Source organism: Bradyrhizobium commune (assembly GCF_015624505.1).
In the GTDB taxonomy this organism is placed as follows: domain Bacteria; phylum Pseudomonadota; class Alphaproteobacteria; order Rhizobiales; family Xanthobacteraceae; genus Bradyrhizobium; species Bradyrhizobium commune.
Genome location: NZ_CP061379.1, coordinates 1,098,292 through 1,113,172, shown reverse-complemented (window position 1 = coordinate 1,113,172; position 14,881 = coordinate 1,098,292). Strand labels below are relative to the sequence as shown.

Here is a 14,881-nt window from a genome sequence, read left to right as displayed (position 1 = left end):
CGCAGCGCGCCATAACCATAAACAATTGTGGCTACGGGTCCCGGCCTTCGCCGGGACGACGAGCGGAAGGCACCTTGCCCACTCATGACCGGAACAGCCGCGTATATTGCGTCTCATGGCGCAGGCTGGCGAGATCGGCGCGGAAGGTCGCGCTGCCGAGATCGTCCAATGCCGCGTTCAGAGCACGATTTCCAGTCGCAGCGACGGCGGCCTCCAGCATCACCAGCACGCGCTGGCTGTCGGTCTGGCCGAGTGGAATGAGCCGGCTTGCCGCCGAGATCCAGTTCGAGACCAGCGCGTGCAGAAAGGCGTGCAATGTCGGCGCCAGCGGCACGCCGTGCATCGCGGCGACGACACCGACGGCGACGGGATAGACCAGTGGCGTGCTGCATGCCGCCACCATGGCATCCAGACCTTCCACATCCCACGCGGCGCGGCTGATGTCGATGAAAGCGCGCCCCTGCGAGGTCGTCTCCAGCTGCCGTTCGCGTGAGGGCACAAAGGCGGCGGCGAGTTCGGCGATCTCGCGCAGAGCGGCGTCCTCGCCGGCTTCGGCGGCACGATAGGCATGGACCAGAAAGGTCGCATCGCAAAAGCCCGAACCGTCACCGAGCATGGCATCGAGCCAGTCGGCGAGCGTCGCGGTGTCGACGATGTCACCCGCCTCGACCGCCCATTCGATGCCGCTGGAATAGGAAAAGCCGCCGACCGGAAACGCCGGCGACAGCCAGGTCAGCAGCCGGTACAGCGCCGCCGCCTCGCCCTCGGCGAGGTCGCCGACGGCCGGCTCATTTGTGGTCATGAGCATGGTGGCCGTGGTGATGGTCGGGATGGTCGCAATGCTCGTCGTGATGATGGTGGTGATCGTGCGTGGCATGATCGTGATGATGATGGCCATGATCGTGGTGACCATGATCATGATGGCCATGGTCATCGTGGCCATGCGCATGGCCGGCGTCGGCATAGGCGCCGCCCTCGGGATCGAACGGCGCCTCGATCTCGATCACCCGCGCGCCGAGCCCCTTCACCATCGCCTCGATGACATGGTCGCGGCGGATGCGCAGGCTCTTGGCCATCAGCTGCGTCGGCAGATGTCGATTGCCGAGATGCCAGGCGACGCGAATGAGATGGTGCGGGTCGCGGCCGCGGATCTCGAGCAGCGACTCGGGTGCCGCGACCACTTCGACCAGCCGACCGTCCTCCAGCACCAGCGCATCGCCACCGCGCAGCGCCACGGCATTCTCCAGGTCGAGCAGGAATTCGAGGCCGCGGGTTCCCGCCATGGCCATGCGGCGGCGGTGCCGATCGTCGAAATCGAGCACGACCGTATCCGCCGGCGCTTCCGTGAAGCGGTGCTGTCCCCTGACCTGCGTCGCCCGGATCATACGCTTTTACCCCGTTACCGTACTTCGACCTTCTCGGGCGTAATCACCTCGATCTTCGGCGGTGCGGTAAAGCACTTCACGGCGACGCGGCCGAACGTCTTCATGTGCTCCTGGCCGCGATGCGGCACCAGCGCCTCGGCATTCTCCCACTGCTCGACGAACACCATCTTGGTGGGATCGGTGACGCTCTCATGCAGGTCATAGGCGATATTGCCGGGCTCTTTGCGCGTCTCCTTGATGCAGGCGGTGGCAGCTGCAATGAATTCGGCGCGCGTCTCAGGCTTGATGGTCAGGGTTGCAACGACATAGATCACGAGAAATCCTCCCGGCTTTTCTTCTCAAGGTTAGATACCGGGCGGGACATTAGACCAGCCGGGAGCGAACGCAAAACCGGAAAAGCCGCTCCAAGACATGTCCGGGCATGCGTTGAGGCGTATTTCAGTACATGAAATATCGCTGTGCCATCGGCAGAACCTCGGCCGGCGCACAGGTCAAAAGCTCGCCGTCGGCACGAACCTCGTACGTCTCCGGATCGACCTCGATATTCGGCGTGGCGTCGTTGTGGATCATGCTCTTCTTCGAGATCTTGCTGCGGGTGTTCTGGACCGCATAGAGCTTCTTGTCGATACCGAGCTTTCGCGCGAGACCGCCCGTGACGGCCGCCTTCGAGGTAAACACCACGGAGGACGCCGTGCGCGCCTTGCCGAAGGCGCCGAACATTGGCTGGTAGTGCACCGGCTGCGGGGTCGGGATCGAGGCATTGGGATCGCCCATGGGCGCGGCGACGATCGTGCCGCCCTTGACGATGCAATCCGGCTTGACGCCGAAGAAGGCGGGCGACCACAGCACGAGATCGGCGAGCTTGCCCTTCTCGACCGAGCCGATGAGCTTCGACACGCCGTGCGCGATCGCCGGATTGATCGTGTACTTGGCGATGTAGCGCTTGACGCGGAAATTGTCGTTGTCCTTGCCATTGTCCTGCGGCAGCGACCCGCGCTGCTTCTTCATCTTGTCGGCAGTCTGCCAAGTGCGGATGATGACCTCGCCGAGACGGCCCATGGCCTGCGAGTCCGACGACATCATCGAGAGCGCGCCGAGGTCGTGCAGGATGTCCTCGGCGGCAATGGTCTCCTTGCGGATGCGGCTTTCGGCGAACGCCAGATCTTCCGCGATCGAGGGATCGAGGTGGTGACACACCATCAGCATGTCCAGATGCTCGTCGATGGTATTGCGCGTGAACGGCCGCGTCGGGTTGGTCGAGGACGGCAGCACGTTCTTCAGGCCGGCAACCTTGATGATGTCAGGCGCATGGCCGCCGCCGGCACCCTCGGTATGGAAGGCATGGATGGTGCGGCCCTTGAACGCCTTGATCGTGTCCTCGACGAAGCCGGATTCGTTCAGCGTGTCGGAATGCAGCATGACCTGGATGTCGTGGTCGTCGGCGACCGACAAGCAATTGTCGATCGCGGCCGGCGTCGTGCCCCAGTCCTCGTGCAGCTTCAGCGCACAGGCGCCGGCCTTGATCATCTCGACCAGCGCTGCGGGACGCGAGGCGTTGCCTTTGCCGGAAATGCCGAGATTGACCGGGAAGGCATCGAATGACTGGATCATCCGCGCGATATGCCAGGGCCCGGGTGTGCAGGTGGTGGCGAAGGTGCCGTGCGAGGGACCGGTGCCGCCGCCGAGCATCGAGGTGACGCCTGACATCAGCGCATGCTCGATCTGCTGCGGGCAGATGAAATGGATGTGGCTGTCGAAACCCCCAGCGGTGAGGATTTTTCCTTCACCCGCGATCACGTCCGTGCCGGGGCCGATGATGATGGTGACGCCCGGCTGGATGTCGGGATTGCCGGATTTGCCTATGCCTGCGATCATTCCGTCCTTGATCGCGACGTCGGCCTTCACGATGCCCCAGTGATCGACGATCAGCGCATTGGTGATGACGGTGTCGGCCGCGCCCTGCTTGTTGGTGACCTGTGACTGCCCCATGCCATCACGGATCACCTTGCCGCCGCCGAACTTCACCTCCTCGCCGTAAGTGGTGAAATCCTTCTCGACCTCGATGATGAGATCGGTGTCGGCGAGCCGCACCTTGTCGCCGGTGGTGGGGCCGAACATGTCGGCATAGACGGTACGCTTCATCTTGACGGACATCACAAGCCCCGTTTGCATTTGAATGTTTCGATTGTGCTCACAGCGAGGCTCTCGCTCTGCGCACCATGTCGTCGAATCTCGTGTCGAGCCAGGAATTGCCGCCGCGGCAGCCGGCGACGACCTGCTCGGCCCAACCGGTGTAATCGACGAGGTCGTCGCGTTCTTCGGCGGTCGGTTCGGAATGGATGCGCGCGCCGATATTGCTGATCTTGTCGGCGATCTTGATCAGCCTGGCGCTCGGCGATTTCTTCGGCGCATCGACCACCTGAAGACGACGCCGTTCAGCCTTCGGCAGGCTCATGTCGTCGGTGCACTCGACGACAAGGGACGCAACGCGGTCGGAAAACTTCTGCTCAAGCTCCCCGCGCGTCGTCTCGGTATCTTCGATCACATCGTGCAGCCAGCCGGCTGCGACCAGTTCGGCATCTGCCCCTTCAGTCGCAGTCGCAAGCAGGTTCGCCACTTCCGCCAGATGGTTGATGTAGGGCTCGTTCCCCCGCCCCTTGCGCGCCATGCCATTGTGCCGGCGTGCAGCCAGCTCAGCAGCTTCCGAGATGAGGCGGACGGAGGAGAGCATGCCTCACAGCTTCCCCATCACGTCGCCACGAAAACCGTAAATCGTCTTCTTGCCGGCAAGCGCGACGAGCTGGACGTCGCGGGTCTGGCCGGGTTCGAAGCGGACGGCGGTGCCGGCGGCGATGTCGAGGCGCATGCCGCGGGCTTTCTTGCGCTCGAATTTCAGCGCCGGGTTGGTCTCGAAGAAATGGTAGTGCGAGCCCACCTGAATGGGACGGTCGCCGGTGTTGGCAACCGTCAGCGTCACAGTCTTGCGACCAGCATTGAGCTCGATCTCGCCGTCCTGGATGAAGAGTTCGCCGGGGATCATGCTCTCGCTCCTATCGGATCGGCTCGTGGACGGTGACGAGCTTCGTCCCGTCCGGAAAGGTCGCCTCGACCTGGATGTCGTGGATCATCTCGGGTATGCCCGGCATCACCTGGTCGCGGGTGAGCACCTGCGCGCCTGCCTGCATCAGCTCAGCAACGGTGCGGCCGTCGCGGGCGCCTTCGAGAATGAAGTCGGAGATGATCGCGATCGCCTCGGGATGATTGAGCTTGACGCCGCGGTCCAGCCTGCGGCGGGCCACAATGGCCGCCATCGAGATCAGAAGCTTGTCCTTTTCGCGGGGAGACAGGTTCATGCGAAATCTCTTCCGTTCAACACGTCAATTCAGCCAGTGATCAATTCAGCCAGAGCCGCGGCAGCGCCGCGCCGGTACGCGTCAGCACGGCCATCATGTCGGCGCGCAAGCGCGCCGCATCTTGGGCACAGAACCGCGCCATTGCAAAGCCATTCCAGGCGGATATCCCGACCTCGCCGGAGAAAGAATCCGACGCCTCGCGGATGCGCTCGACCAAAGCCTCATCGCCTGGCACGATGAGGGCCGTTCCGATCGCCGCGCCGCCCTTGGCGACCGCGGACCGCGCGAGCTTGGCGCCGATATGTCCGTCAAGCCTGACGGTCTCGGCGAACACCAGTTTGCCGCCGCGACGCAGCCGCCAGCGGTCGACGAATTCACCTTGCTCCATCCGCTCGCCCATGGCGGTGCGGCCAAACACCACGATCTCGCACAGCAGGAGCGAGGCAGCCTCATCCAGCTCGATATCGAAACGACGCTGCACGCGCGCCCGATCGAACAGGATCGTTTCCTGCGGCAGCCAGGACAAATGTGAGCCTGCGCCAACCTTCAGCCCCATATTGAGCTGCGCCGCTGCGCCCGGCGCACGATAGATTTTTTCCGCGGCTGCCGTGGTCAACGTCAGCCGTGCGCGGTCAACGGCCGAGATCTCGATGTCGAAGCGATCGCCGCCAGCGACGCCGCCGGCCGTGTTGACGAACACGCCGGACAAGCCATCGTCCTCCGGCGAGGGAAAACGCACGCGCAACGAGCCGGACTCATGCAAGGCGCCACGCCGCGTCACACCGTCGCGGGCATGCACCTCGAAGCTGACAGCACCGCGGGCGCGGTTGGCTTCGAACACAGCCGAAAGGGTTGATAGTTCGCTGCGCATCCGTCTCCCTAGCCGGTCGCGGCAGGATTTTCCGGCTTACAGCGCCATCTGGCGGCTGATCTCGCTCGGGTCGAGATTGGAGCGGTCGCAGGTGAACTTCACCGCGCCGCGATCCATCACGGCGAAACTGTCGCCGAGTTCGCAGGCAAAGTCGAGATATTGTTCGACCAGCACGATAGCGATGTTGCCGAGGTTGCGCAGATAGGAGATGGCGCGGCCGATGTCCTTGATGATCGAGGGCTGGATGCCCTCGGTCGGCTCGTCGAGCAGCAGCAGCTTCGGTCGCATCACCAGCGCGCGGCCGATCGCGAGTTGCTGTTGCTGGCCGCCCGAGAGATCGCCGCCGCGCCGGCCGAGCATGGATTGCAGCACCGGAAACAGCGAGAACACGTCGTCTGGAATGTGCTTGTCCTCGCGCTTGAGCGGGCCGAAGCCGGTCTTGAGGTTCTCCTCGACCGTTAGCAGCGGAAAAATCTCGCGGCCCTGCGGCACGAAGCCGATGCCCTTGCGCGCCCGCTCGTAGGGCTTCAAGCCGGTGATGTCGTTGCCGTCGAGCACGATCGCACCGGAGGAGATCGGATATTGCCCGACCATGGCACGCAGCAGCGAGGTCTTGCCTACGCCGTTGCGCCCGAGCACGCAGGTGACCTTGCCGGGTTCGGCCGAAATCGAGACGCCGCGCAGGGCCTGCGCCGCGCCGTAGAACAGGTTGATGTCCTTGACCTCAAGCATTGCTCAGCGTCCCAGATAGACTTCGATGACCCGCTCATTGGACGAGACCTGGTCGATGGTTCCTTCCGCGAGCACCGTGCCTTCGTGCAGGCAGGTGACCTTGACGCCGAGCTCGCGCACGAAGGTCATGTCGTGCTCGACCACCATGACGGTATGCGTCTTGTTGATCTCTTTTAGCAGCTCGGCGGTGAGATGCGTCTCGACGTCGGTCATGCCGGCAACAGGCTCGTCGACCAGCAGCAGCTTCGGATCCTGCGCAAGCAGCATGCCGATCTCGAGCCATTGCTTCTGTCCATGGCTGAGGCTGCCGGCGAGCCGGTTGCGGGCGTCGGTGAGGCGGATCGTCTCCAGCACCTTGTCGATGCGCTCGGACTCGGCCTTGCTGCCGCGCCAGAACAGCGTGCCCTTGACGCTGTGATCGACGTTGAGCGCGAGCAGCAGGTTGTCCTGCACGGTCTGGCTCTCGAACACGGTCGGCTTCTGGAATTTGCGGCCGATGCCGAGCTCGGCGATGCGGGTCTCGTCCAGCCGCGTCAGGTCGGTGACGCCGTCGAACAGCACCGTGCCCTCGTCCGGCTTGGTCTTGCCGGTGATGATGTCCATCATCGTGGTCTTGCCGGCGCCATTGGGGCCGATGATCGCACGCATCTCGCCGGGCGCGAGCGTCAGCGACAGATTGTTGATGGCGTGGAAGCCGTCGAACGAGACGTGCACGCCATCGAGATAAAGCAGTGCGGAGGTTGCGCGAGTGTCCATGACGTTCATCGCGCTTACTCCGCCATTTTCGGTTCGGTGACGCCGTCTTCGGCCGCAGCACTCGCGGTGGTCTCGGCTGGGCGTTTCTCCTTCGACTGTTCCCGCCAGGCACTGAAGGTGCCGACGATGCCCTTGGGCAACAGCAGCGTCACCAGGATGAACATCGCGCCCAGCATGAACAGCCAATAGGGCGCGAGCGCGCCGGAGGTGAAAAGCGTCTTGGCGTAGTTGACGACGACGGCACCGAGGGCCGCGCCGACCAAAGTGCCGCGGCCACCCACCGCGACCCAGATCACCGCCTCGATCGAATTGCCCGGCGCGAATTCGCTCGGGTTGATGATGCCGACCTGCGGCACATAGAGCGCGCCGGCGACGCCGGCCATGCAGGCCGAGAGCGTGAAGACGAACAATTTGTAGGATTCGACGCGGTAACCGAGGAACCGGCTGCGCGATTCCGCATCGCGGATCGCGATCAGCACCTTGCCGAGCTTGGAGGACACGACCGCGCGACAGATCAGGAAGCTGATGATCAGGCCGAGGCAGCTCAGCATGAACAGCGCCGCGCGGGTGCCGTCAGCCTGCACGTTGAAGCCCAAGATGTCCTTGAAATCGGTCAGGCCGTTATTGCCGCCGAAGCCGAAATCGTTACGGAAGAAGGCGAGCAGCAGCGCATAGGTCATCGCCTGGGTGATGATCGACAAATACACGCCGGTGACGCGGGAGCGGAAGGCGAGCCAGCCGAAGCAGAAGGCGAGTAGCCCAGGCACGAACAGCACCATCAGCGCCGCGAACCAGAACATGTCGAAGCCGTGCCAGTACCACGGCAGTTTCGGATAGTTCAGGAACACCATGAAGTCCGGCAGGATCGGGTTGCCATAGACGCCGCGGGTGCCGATCTGCCGCATCAGGTACATGCCCATGGCGTAGCCACCGAGCGCGAAGAAGGCGCCATGGCCGAGCGAGAGGATGCCGCAATAGCCCCAGATCAGGTCGATCGAGAGCGCGAGGATGGCGTAGCAGACATACTTGCCCCAGAGCGCGACGAGATAGGTCGGCACTTGCAGGAACGAGCCCGCCGGCAGCAGCAGGTTGGAGAGCGGGATCAGAATGCCGCAGGCCGCGACGACGGCGAGGAAAATCATCGCGCCGCGGTCCAGCGATCGCGTCAGCATGTGAGGGGTCATGCTTCCACCGCACGGCCCTTGAGCGCGAACAGTCCGCGCGGCCGCTTTTGAATGAACAGGATGATCAGGACCAGGATGGCGATCTTGCCGAGCACGGCGCCGGCGACCGGCTCCAGGAACTTGTTGGCGATACCGAGCGTAAAGGCGCCGACCAGCGTGCCCCAGAGATTGCCGACCCCGCCGAACACCACGACCATGAAGCTGTCGATGATGTAGCTCTGGCCGAGATTGGGGCTGACATTGTCGATCTGCGACAGCGCCACGCCGGCGATGCCGGCAATGCCGGAGCCGAGACCAAAGGTCAGCGCGTCGACGCGCGAGGTAGCGATGCCCATGGACGCTGCCATGCGGCGATTCTGCGTCACCGCGCGCATCTCGAGGCCAAGCGCGGTAAAGCGCAGCATGGCGAGCAGGATCGCGAACACCGCAAGCGTGAAGACAAGGATCCAGAGCCGGTTATAGGTAATGGTAATCTGGCCGAGCTCGAACGCGCCGCTCATCCACGAGGGGTTGCCGACCTCGCGATTGGTCGGACCGAACATGGTGCGCACGGCCTGCTGGAGCACCAGCGACAGGCCCCAGGTCGCAAGCAGCGTTTCCAGCGGCCTGCCGTAGAGGAAGCGGATGATGCTGCGCTCGATCAGCACGCCGATCGCGCCGGCGACCAGGAAGGCGAGCGGCACGGCGATCAGCAGCGAATAGTCGAACAGAGCGGGATAGCGGGTGCGGATCACCTCCTGCACCACGAAGGTGGTGTAGGCGCCGATCATCACCATCTCGCCGTGGGCCATGTTGATGACGCCCATCACGCCGAAGGTGATGGCGAGCCCGATCGCGGCGAGCAGCAGCACCGAGCCGAGCGAGAGCCCGTACCAGGCGTTCTGCACGCTGGACCACACCGCGAGCGAGCTCTGGATCGAACCGATGGCGCTGGCGGCGGCCTTGGTCACCGAGGCCGGCTGGTCGCCCATGCCGGTGAGCAGCGCCATTGCCTCCTGGTCGCCGCGCGCCTTGATGGTGGCGACCGCCTCGAGCTTCTCGACTTCGGTCGCGTCAGACTTGAACAGCAGGATCGCCGCGCGGGCTTCGCTGAGCGCCGTCTTGACCGACTTGTTGGTTTCCTTGGCGAGCGCGCCGTCGACGGCCTCGAGCGCGGTCTCCTCGTGCGATTTGAACACGGATTGCGCGGCCTGGAGCCGCGTTCCGAGATCCGGCGACTGAAGCGTCAGGCCGCCGAGCGCAGCGTCGACGCTGCGGCGCAGGCGATTGTTGAGGCGAACTGCGCTGGCGCTGTCGGGAACGCTGGCGACTGCCTCGCCGGTTGCAGCGTCGATCGACTTGCCGTCGGTGCCGGTGACGTAAACCTTCTTGCTGTCCGGATCGGCCATGAGGCGGCCGTCCTGGAGCGCGCTGATGATGGGAAAAGCAAGCTTGTTGCCGCTGCTCGCGACCACGCCGATCGCCTCTTCCGTATCGGAATAATCATCATTGGCGAATTTGGCGACCGCATCCTCGAACGGACCGGCAAAGGCCGGCAACGCGAACGCGATCAGGACCAATGAGAGCAGGAGCGAACAGAGACGGGCGGACAAATTGGCTGGCACTGTGAATGACCCCGGCAGAAATGGGTGGAGAAGGCGGCGGGATCGCCGCCTTCTCCGATCGCAATTGGCCGTCAGGCCTTAGTCGCGTGCTCTCGGATCAGGAGCCCGAACCGAGGCACTTGTTGGTCTTGGTGTTGAAGTTGCCGCACTTCTTGCCGACCCAGTCGCCGATCAGGTCCTTGGAGCCATCGAGCTCCTTCGACCAGGCATCGCCAGCGACGAGACCCGGGGTCTTCCAGACCACGTCGAACTGGCCGTTGCCCTTGATCTCGCCGATGAACACCGGCTTGGTGATGTGGTGGTTCGGCAGCATCTTCGAGGTGCCACCGGTCAGGTTCGCGGCTTCGATGCCGGGAAGCGCGTCGATCACCTTGTCCGGATCGGTCGACTTCACCTTCTCGACGGCCTTGACCCACATGTTGAAGCCGATCACATGCGCTTCCATCGGGTCATTGGTCGTACGCTTCGGGTTCTTGGTGTAGGCCTGCCAGTCCTTGATGAACTTCTCGTTGGCGGGCGTCTTGATCGACTCGAAGTAGTTCCAGGCGGCGAGATGGCCGACCAGCGGCTTGGTGTCGATGCCGGCGAGTTCTTCCTCACCCACCGAGAACGCGACCACCGGGATGTCCTTGGCCTTGATGCCCTGGTTGCCGAGCTCCTTGTAGAAGGGGACGTTGGCGTCGCCGTTGATGGTCGAGACCACCGCGGTCTTCTTGCCGGCCGAGCCGAACTTCTTGATGTCGGCTACGATCGTCTGCCAGTCGGAGTGACCGAACGGCGTGTAGTTGATCATGATGTCGTCCTGGGCGACACCCTTCGACTTCAGATAGGCTTCCAGGATCTTGTTGGTGGTGCGCGGATAGACGTAGTCGGTGCCCGCGAGCACCCAGCGCTTCACCTTCTCTTCCTTCATCAGATAGTCGACGGCCGGGATCGCCTGCTGGTTCGGAGCAGCACCGGTGTAGAACACGTTGCGCTCGCTCTCCTCACCCTCGTACTGCACGGGGTAGAACAGGATGTTGTTGAGCTCCTTGAACACCGGGAGCACCGACTTGCGCGACACCGAGGTCCAGCAGCCGAACACGACCGAGACCTTGTCCTTGGTGATCAGCTCGCGCGCCTTTTCGGCGAACAGCGGCCAGTTCGAGGCGGGGTCGACGACGACGGCCTCGAGCTTCTTGCCGAGCACGCCGCCCTTCTTGTTCTGCTCGTCGATCAGGAAGAGGATGGTGTCCTTCAGCGTGGTTTCGCTGATGGCCATGGTGCCCGAGAGAGAATGAAGCACGCCGACCTTGATGGTGTCGTCCGCGGCCTTCGCGCCGGAAATGGAAGCCAGACCGAGCATCAGTCCGGCGGTCGCGGCGAGCACGCCGCGGCGGCTAAATGACGCCGCTATATCATGAGTGGATTTGGTAAGCATTTGTGTATCATCTCCCTGACGCAGACGTGAAAAGACGCTGCGAAACGGCCCCACGGCCGCCTGCGATTAACGGAATCGCAAGAACCATGCCATGGCTTGGGCACCTGCCAAGTCTTTGGTCAGGCTCAATAATTTTGTCGTAATCAAAGTTTCGCCGCAGTCCATCTGCTTAAAACTTGAGCGAATAAAATGTATGCTAATGCGGCAGACGGTCCAATTTTCAGGCAAAAGGTTGCGTCTGGCTAAAATTCCGGCATAACCATTTTTGCACCGCAATCGATGCCGGGCGAACGCCTGCCTTGAAACCGCCGCGTCAATGTTCCATATAGCGGTGGAGATCGCTTGCGAATCGAGCGGTCGTTGCGAGCCGCGTGTTCTTAAGCCCGTACGGGCCTCTGGCTTGCCCCATCTCACCAAGCCATCCGACACCCCAAACACGCAGGTGTCTTTTTGACACCCTTTTGCGCGCGCCCCGCTGACTGCGCCGGGCGAACGCTTTTGACATGGAAAGAGCCCCTCTTTTGACTTCCTTTCAGGACTTCGGCCTCGCCGAACCCATCGCGCGTGCCCTCGCCGAAGAGAACTACGTCACCCCCACCCCCATCCAGGCCCAGACCATCCCGCTGGCATTGACGGGCCGGGACGTCGTCGGCATCGCCCAGACCGGCACCGGCAAGACCGCGTCCTTCGCGCTGCCGATCCTGCACCGTCTGCTCGAGCACCGCATCAAGCCGCAGCCCAAGACAGCCCGCGTGCTCGTGCTCTCCCCCACCCGTGAGCTGTCCGGCCAGATCCTCGACAGCTTCAATGCCTATGGCCGCCACATCCGCCTATCTTCGACGCTCGCCATCGGCGGCGTGCCGATGGGCCGCCAGGTCCGCGCTCTGATGCAAGGTGTCGATGTGCTGGTGGCCACGCCCGGCCGCCTGCTCGACCTCGTGCAGAGCAATGGGCTGAAGCTTGGAAGCGTCGAATTCCTCGTCCTCGACGAGGCCGACCGCATGCTCGACATGGGCTTCATCAACGACATCCGCAAAATCGTCGCCAAGTTGCCGATCAAGCGGCAAACGCTGTTCTTCTCGGCCACCATGCCGAAGGACATCGCCGAGCTCGCCGACTCGATGCTGCGCGACCCCGCGCGCGTCGCGGTGACCCCGGTCGCCTCGACCGCCGAGCGCATCAACCAGCGCATCATCCAGGTCGACTTCTCGGCCAAGCCCGCCTTCCTGACCAAGCTCTTGAAGGACGAGCAGGTCAACCGCGCGCTGGTCTTCACCCGCACCAAGCACGGCGCCGACAAGGTCGTGAAGACGCTCGAGCGGGCCGGCATCGCCGCCAGCGCCATCCACGGCAACAAGTCGCAGAACCATCGCGAGCGCACGCTCGCCCTGTTCCGCTCGGGTGAAATCCGCACGCTGGTCGCCACCGACATCGCCGCCCGCGGCATCGACGTCGACGGCATCAGCCACGTCATCAATTTCGACCTGCCGAACGTGCCAGAGACCTATGTCCACCGCATCGGCCGCACCGCGCGCGCCGGCGCCGACGGCACCGCGATCTCGCTGGTCGCAGGCGGCGAGGAGCTCAGCTATCTCCGCGACATCGAGCGGCTGATCAAGGTGGCGCTGCCGCGCGAGGATCTTCGCACCGATGCCGGCCGCCGCGATGCTGGCGCTCCCCCGCAGCAACAACGGCAGGGCCGGCCAGGCGGCCGCCCGGGCCAGCGTTCGCAAGGCGCGCGGCACGGTGACGGACGGCGTACCGATGAAAGGCATGCCGACGGACGCCATCACAGTGCCGGCAAGCAGGGCGACGGACGGCCCAGTGAAAGCCGGAATGGCGAGGCACGGCATGCTGACGGAAGGCGTGTCGAGGGAAGGCCCGGTAATGGTCCGAAAGCTTCGAAGGGGACTCCCCGTCGTCGCTCCGGTGGAAAGATGCATTCTTCGTCAAACGACCGTCAGGAACAGCGTTCCGCGCATAGCGCGGGGGCGTCTGATGGGATACAAGGCGTGGCCTTTTTGCGCCGTGAGAGTCGGCCGAACGGCCACCCGAACCGCAAACCCCATTCGCACTAGCCGTCCACGACCTGGAGAAATTCATGGCTAAGGAAGAGCTGATCCAGTTCGAAGGACTGGTCACCGAAATCCTCCCCGACGCGCGTTACCGCGTGCAGCTCGACGCCGGGCACGAGATCGTTGCCTACACTGCCGGCAAGATGAAGAAGAACCGCATCAAGACGCTGGCGGGAGACCGCGTGACGGTGGAGATGTCGCCCTATGATCTTGAGAAGGGCCGGCTGATTTTCCGCCACAAGGACGAACGTCCATCAACGCCCGGCGGACCGCCGCGGGGTGGCGCGCAGCGCGGCGGCCAATTCCGCCGTCGCTAATGCCGTTCCGCGCGCAAGCGCGGAATTAAAATTCTGATCTGTATGCTGATCCGCCGTGGACATCACGGCGGATCAAAAAATCGTGCACGTCAGGATTGTTTTGGCGCCTTATTTCCAATAAAATGAATTAATCGATTTTCGGCCGGACGACATTAGCATCCACCGGTACAGCCGGTTCAGACACGCTGACGACCCTTCCAAAAATTCGATCTAACCTAACCAGCCCGCGCGAGCGGGCGCTACCATTGTGTATCTGAGAAGGGACTACCCCCGTGAGCATGGGAACCGTGAAGTGGTTTAACGCGACCAAGGGCTATGGCTTCATTCAGCCCGACGACGGCGGCAAGGACGTATTCGTTCACATCAGCGCCGTCGAGCGCGCCGGCCTCGGCTCGCTGCGCGAAGGCCAGAAGCTCTCCTACGAGATCGTCGCCGATCGCCGGTCCGGCAAGTCGGCCGCCGACAATCTCCGCGACGCAGGCTGACGCGCGACCCTTGCGTGTCCGGCCCTCGCGGGCACGGGATCAGCGCGAGCGAACCCGACAACGGAAAAAGGCCGTGCAGCATGCGCGGCCTTTTTTCATGCCCGGAACGCGAACGCGCTCAATAGGTCGTGCAGGCCGTATCCGGGCTGTAGTAGACGCAGGTCGACTGGCGCGGGCGGGTATAGGCGACGTCGCTCAGCGTGATCGCGCTCTTGAGCACGTAACCCACGGTCGGCGTGTAGGTGTAGCTGACTTCGCTGAAGATCAGATAGGTGCCACCGATCGCAAGCGTCGTCGGAATCGAGACCACGGATTTCGCGGTCCGCGGCACCGAGCCCTTGCTCCACTGCACATGCGCAATCAAGGTCGAGGGATCGACATAGAGCTCGCTGATCGTCGACGATATCGGCGTGGTCGAATACGGCGTCATGATCGCGGTCGAGGCCGCGAAGAAATTGGTCATGTCGGTATCGGCGACCGACGTCGACTGCGAGGTGAGGTCCGACAGCGTCCGCGCCATCAGCGTCACTTTGCGATCGACCGCCACGGCTGACGAGAACTCCACCGTGCCGAAGAACATCACCAGCATCAGCGGCACGATGACCGCGAATTCGGTGGCCGCGAGCCCGCTGCCATCGGCCAGGAATTCGCATGCGGAGAGACGGGTCGTCCGCCAGAATTTCGCAATCGTCTGCATCG

17 protein-coding genes are annotated in these 14,881 nt (G+C 63.4%); 3 read left to right on the top strand and 14 right to left on the bottom strand.

Annotated elements, in window-relative coordinates; all coding sequences use genetic code 11:
• Positions 1–82: 82 nt before the first annotated feature.
• From IC761_RS05320 to urtA, 13 genes are all read right to left on the bottom strand, one after another.
• Complete coding sequence (locus tag IC761_RS05320) at positions 83–808, bottom strand: urease accessory protein UreF (RefSeq protein WP_195804554.1); 726 nt, start codon at positions 806–808, stop codon at positions 83–85.
• Positions 789–1,385, bottom strand: a complete 597-nt coding sequence (locus IC761_RS05315) for an urease accessory protein UreE (RefSeq protein WP_195802238.1) — start codon at positions 1,383–1,385, stop codon at positions 789–791. Before IC761_RS05315 ends, IC761_RS05320 begins: the two co-directional genes overlap by 20 nt.
• Before the next feature lie 14 nt (positions 1,386–1,399).
• Positions 1,400–1,699 (bottom strand): putative quinol monooxygenase, encoded by a 300-nt coding sequence (locus tag IC761_RS05310; RefSeq protein ID WP_008131870.1) that lies wholly within the window; start codon positions 1,697–1,699, stop codon positions 1,400–1,402.
• A gap of 124 nt (positions 1,700–1,823) precedes the next feature.
• Positions 1,824–3,539: an urease subunit alpha gene (ureC, locus tag IC761_RS05305; protein WP_195802237.1), complete on the bottom strand. Its 1,716-nt coding sequence runs from the start codon at positions 3,537–3,539 to the stop codon at positions 1,824–1,826.
• A 37-nt stretch (positions 3,540–3,576) separates the two neighbouring features.
• Positions 3,577–4,116, bottom strand: coding sequence for an HD domain-containing protein (locus tag IC761_RS05300; protein ID WP_195802236.1), 540 nt, complete (start codon positions 4,114–4,116; stop codon positions 3,577–3,579).
• 3 nt (positions 4,117–4,119) lie between these two features.
• A complete protein-coding gene (locus tag IC761_RS05295) occupies positions 4,120–4,425 on the bottom strand; it encodes an urease subunit beta (protein WP_011084271.1) in 306 nt (101 codons plus the stop codon).
• A gap of 10 nt (positions 4,426–4,435) precedes the next feature.
• A complete protein-coding gene (locus IC761_RS05290; RefSeq protein WP_195802235.1) occupies positions 4,436–4,738 on the bottom strand; it encodes an urease subunit gamma in 303 nt (100 codons plus the stop codon).
• Between the two features lie 40 nt (positions 4,739–4,778).
• Positions 4,779–5,609 (bottom strand): urease accessory protein UreD, encoded by an 831-nt coding sequence (locus IC761_RS05285; RefSeq protein ID WP_195802234.1) that lies wholly within the window; start codon positions 5,607–5,609, stop codon positions 4,779–4,781.
• A 36-nt stretch (positions 5,610–5,645) separates the two neighbouring features.
• On the bottom strand, positions 5,646–6,341 hold the full coding sequence (urtE, locus tag IC761_RS05280; RefSeq protein ID WP_195802233.1) for an urea ABC transporter ATP-binding subunit UrtE: 696 nt from the start codon (positions 6,339–6,341) through the stop codon (positions 5,646–5,648).
• 3 nt (positions 6,342–6,344) lie between these two features.
• The gene (gene urtD / locus IC761_RS05275; RefSeq protein WP_195802232.1) at positions 6,345–7,106 is read right to left on the bottom strand and encodes an urea ABC transporter ATP-binding protein UrtD; all 762 of its coding nucleotides are present in this window, start codon (positions 7,104–7,106) and stop codon (positions 6,345–6,347) included.
• Positions 7,107–7,111: 5 nt separating this feature from the next.
• Complete coding sequence (gene urtC, locus IC761_RS05270) at positions 7,112–8,281, bottom strand: urea ABC transporter permease subunit UrtC (protein ID WP_195802231.1); 1,170 nt, start codon at positions 8,279–8,281, stop codon at positions 7,112–7,114.
• Complete coding sequence (gene urtB, locus IC761_RS05265; protein ID WP_195802230.1) at positions 8,278–9,885, bottom strand: urea ABC transporter permease subunit UrtB; 1,608 nt, start codon at positions 9,883–9,885, stop codon at positions 8,278–8,280. Before urtB ends, urtC begins: the two co-directional genes overlap by 4 nt.
• 97 nt (positions 9,886–9,982) lie before the next feature.
• On the bottom strand, positions 9,983–11,305 hold the full coding sequence (gene urtA, locus IC761_RS05260; RefSeq protein ID WP_195802229.1) for an urea ABC transporter substrate-binding protein: 1,323 nt from the start codon (positions 11,303–11,305) through the stop codon (positions 9,983–9,985).
• A 503-nt stretch (positions 11,306–11,808) separates the two neighbouring features.
• Here urtA and IC761_RS05255 point away from each other — a divergent pair.
• From IC761_RS05255 to IC761_RS05245, 3 genes are all read left to right on the top strand, one after another.
• Positions 11,809–13,383: a DEAD/DEAH box helicase gene (locus IC761_RS05255; protein WP_195802228.1), complete on the top strand. Its 1,575-nt coding sequence runs from the start codon at positions 11,809–11,811 to the stop codon at positions 13,381–13,383.
• Positions 13,384–13,406: 23 nt separating this feature from the next.
• Positions 13,407–13,697 (top strand): translation initiation factor IF-1, encoded by a 291-nt coding sequence (gene infA, locus IC761_RS05250; RefSeq protein ID WP_128936634.1) that lies wholly within the window; start codon positions 13,407–13,409, stop codon positions 13,695–13,697.
• A 272-nt stretch (positions 13,698–13,969) separates the two neighbouring features.
• Entirely contained in the window at positions 13,970–14,182 is a 213-nt protein-coding gene (locus tag IC761_RS05245) for a cold-shock protein (protein WP_195802227.1), read from the top strand.
• A 118-nt stretch (positions 14,183–14,300) separates the two neighbouring features.
• Here IC761_RS05245 and IC761_RS05240 read toward each other — a convergent pair whose 3' ends face one another.
• Entirely contained in the window at positions 14,301–14,879 is a 579-nt protein-coding gene (locus tag IC761_RS05240) for a TadE/TadG family type IV pilus assembly protein (RefSeq protein ID WP_195802226.1), read from the bottom strand.
• Positions 14,880–14,881: the final 2 nt, after the last annotated feature.

Bases quoted from the DNA above. Each gene is read 5' to 3' on its own strand.
- IC761_RS05290 (WP_195802235.1), bottom strand. From the start codon at position 4,738: ATGAACCTGTCTCCCCGCGAAAAGGACAAGCTTCTGATCTCGATGGCG.
- IC761_RS05295 (WP_011084271.1), bottom strand. From the start codon at position 4,425: ATGATCCCCGGCGAACTCTTCATCCAGGACGGCGAGATCGAGCTCAAT.
- IC761_RS05255 (WP_195802228.1), top strand. From the start codon at position 11,809: ATGGAAAGAGCCCCTCTTTTGACTTCCTTTCAGGACTTCGGCCTCGCC.
- urtD (WP_195802232.1), bottom strand. From the start codon at position 7,106: ATGAACGTCATGGACACTCGCGCAACCTCCGCACTGCTTTATCTCGAT.
- urtC (WP_195802231.1), bottom strand. From the start codon at position 8,281: ATGACCCCTCACATGCTGACGCGATCGCTGGACCGCGGCGCGATGATT.
- IC761_RS05285 (WP_195802234.1), bottom strand. From the start codon at position 5,609: ATGCGCAGCGAACTATCAACCCTTTCGGCTGTGTTCGAAGCCAACCGC.
- infA (WP_128936634.1), top strand. From the start codon at position 13,407: ATGGCTAAGGAAGAGCTGATCCAGTTCGAAGGACTGGTCACCGAAATC.
- IC761_RS05320 (WP_195804554.1), bottom strand. From the start codon at position 808: ATGCTCATGACCACAAATGAGCCGGCCGTCGGCGACCTCGCCGAGGGC.
- urtA (WP_195802229.1), bottom strand. From the start codon at position 11,305: ATGCTTACCAAATCCACTCATGATATAGCGGCGTCATTTAGCCGCCGC.
- IC761_RS05300 (WP_195802236.1), bottom strand. From the start codon at position 4,116: ATGCTCTCCTCCGTCCGCCTCATCTCGGAAGCTGCTGAGCTGGCTGCA.
- urtE (WP_195802233.1), bottom strand. From the start codon at position 6,341: ATGCTTGAGGTCAAGGACATCAACCTGTTCTACGGCGCGGCGCAGGCC.
- ureC (WP_195802237.1), bottom strand. From the start codon at position 3,539: ATGTCCGTCAAGATGAAGCGTACCGTCTATGCCGACATGTTCGGCCCC.
- IC761_RS05315 (WP_195802238.1), bottom strand. From the start codon at position 1,385: ATGATCCGGGCGACGCAGGTCAGGGGACAGCACCGCTTCACGGAAGCG.
- IC761_RS05240 (WP_195802226.1), bottom strand. From the start codon at position 14,879: ATGCAGACGATTGCGAAATTCTGGCGGACGACCCGTCTCTCCGCATGC.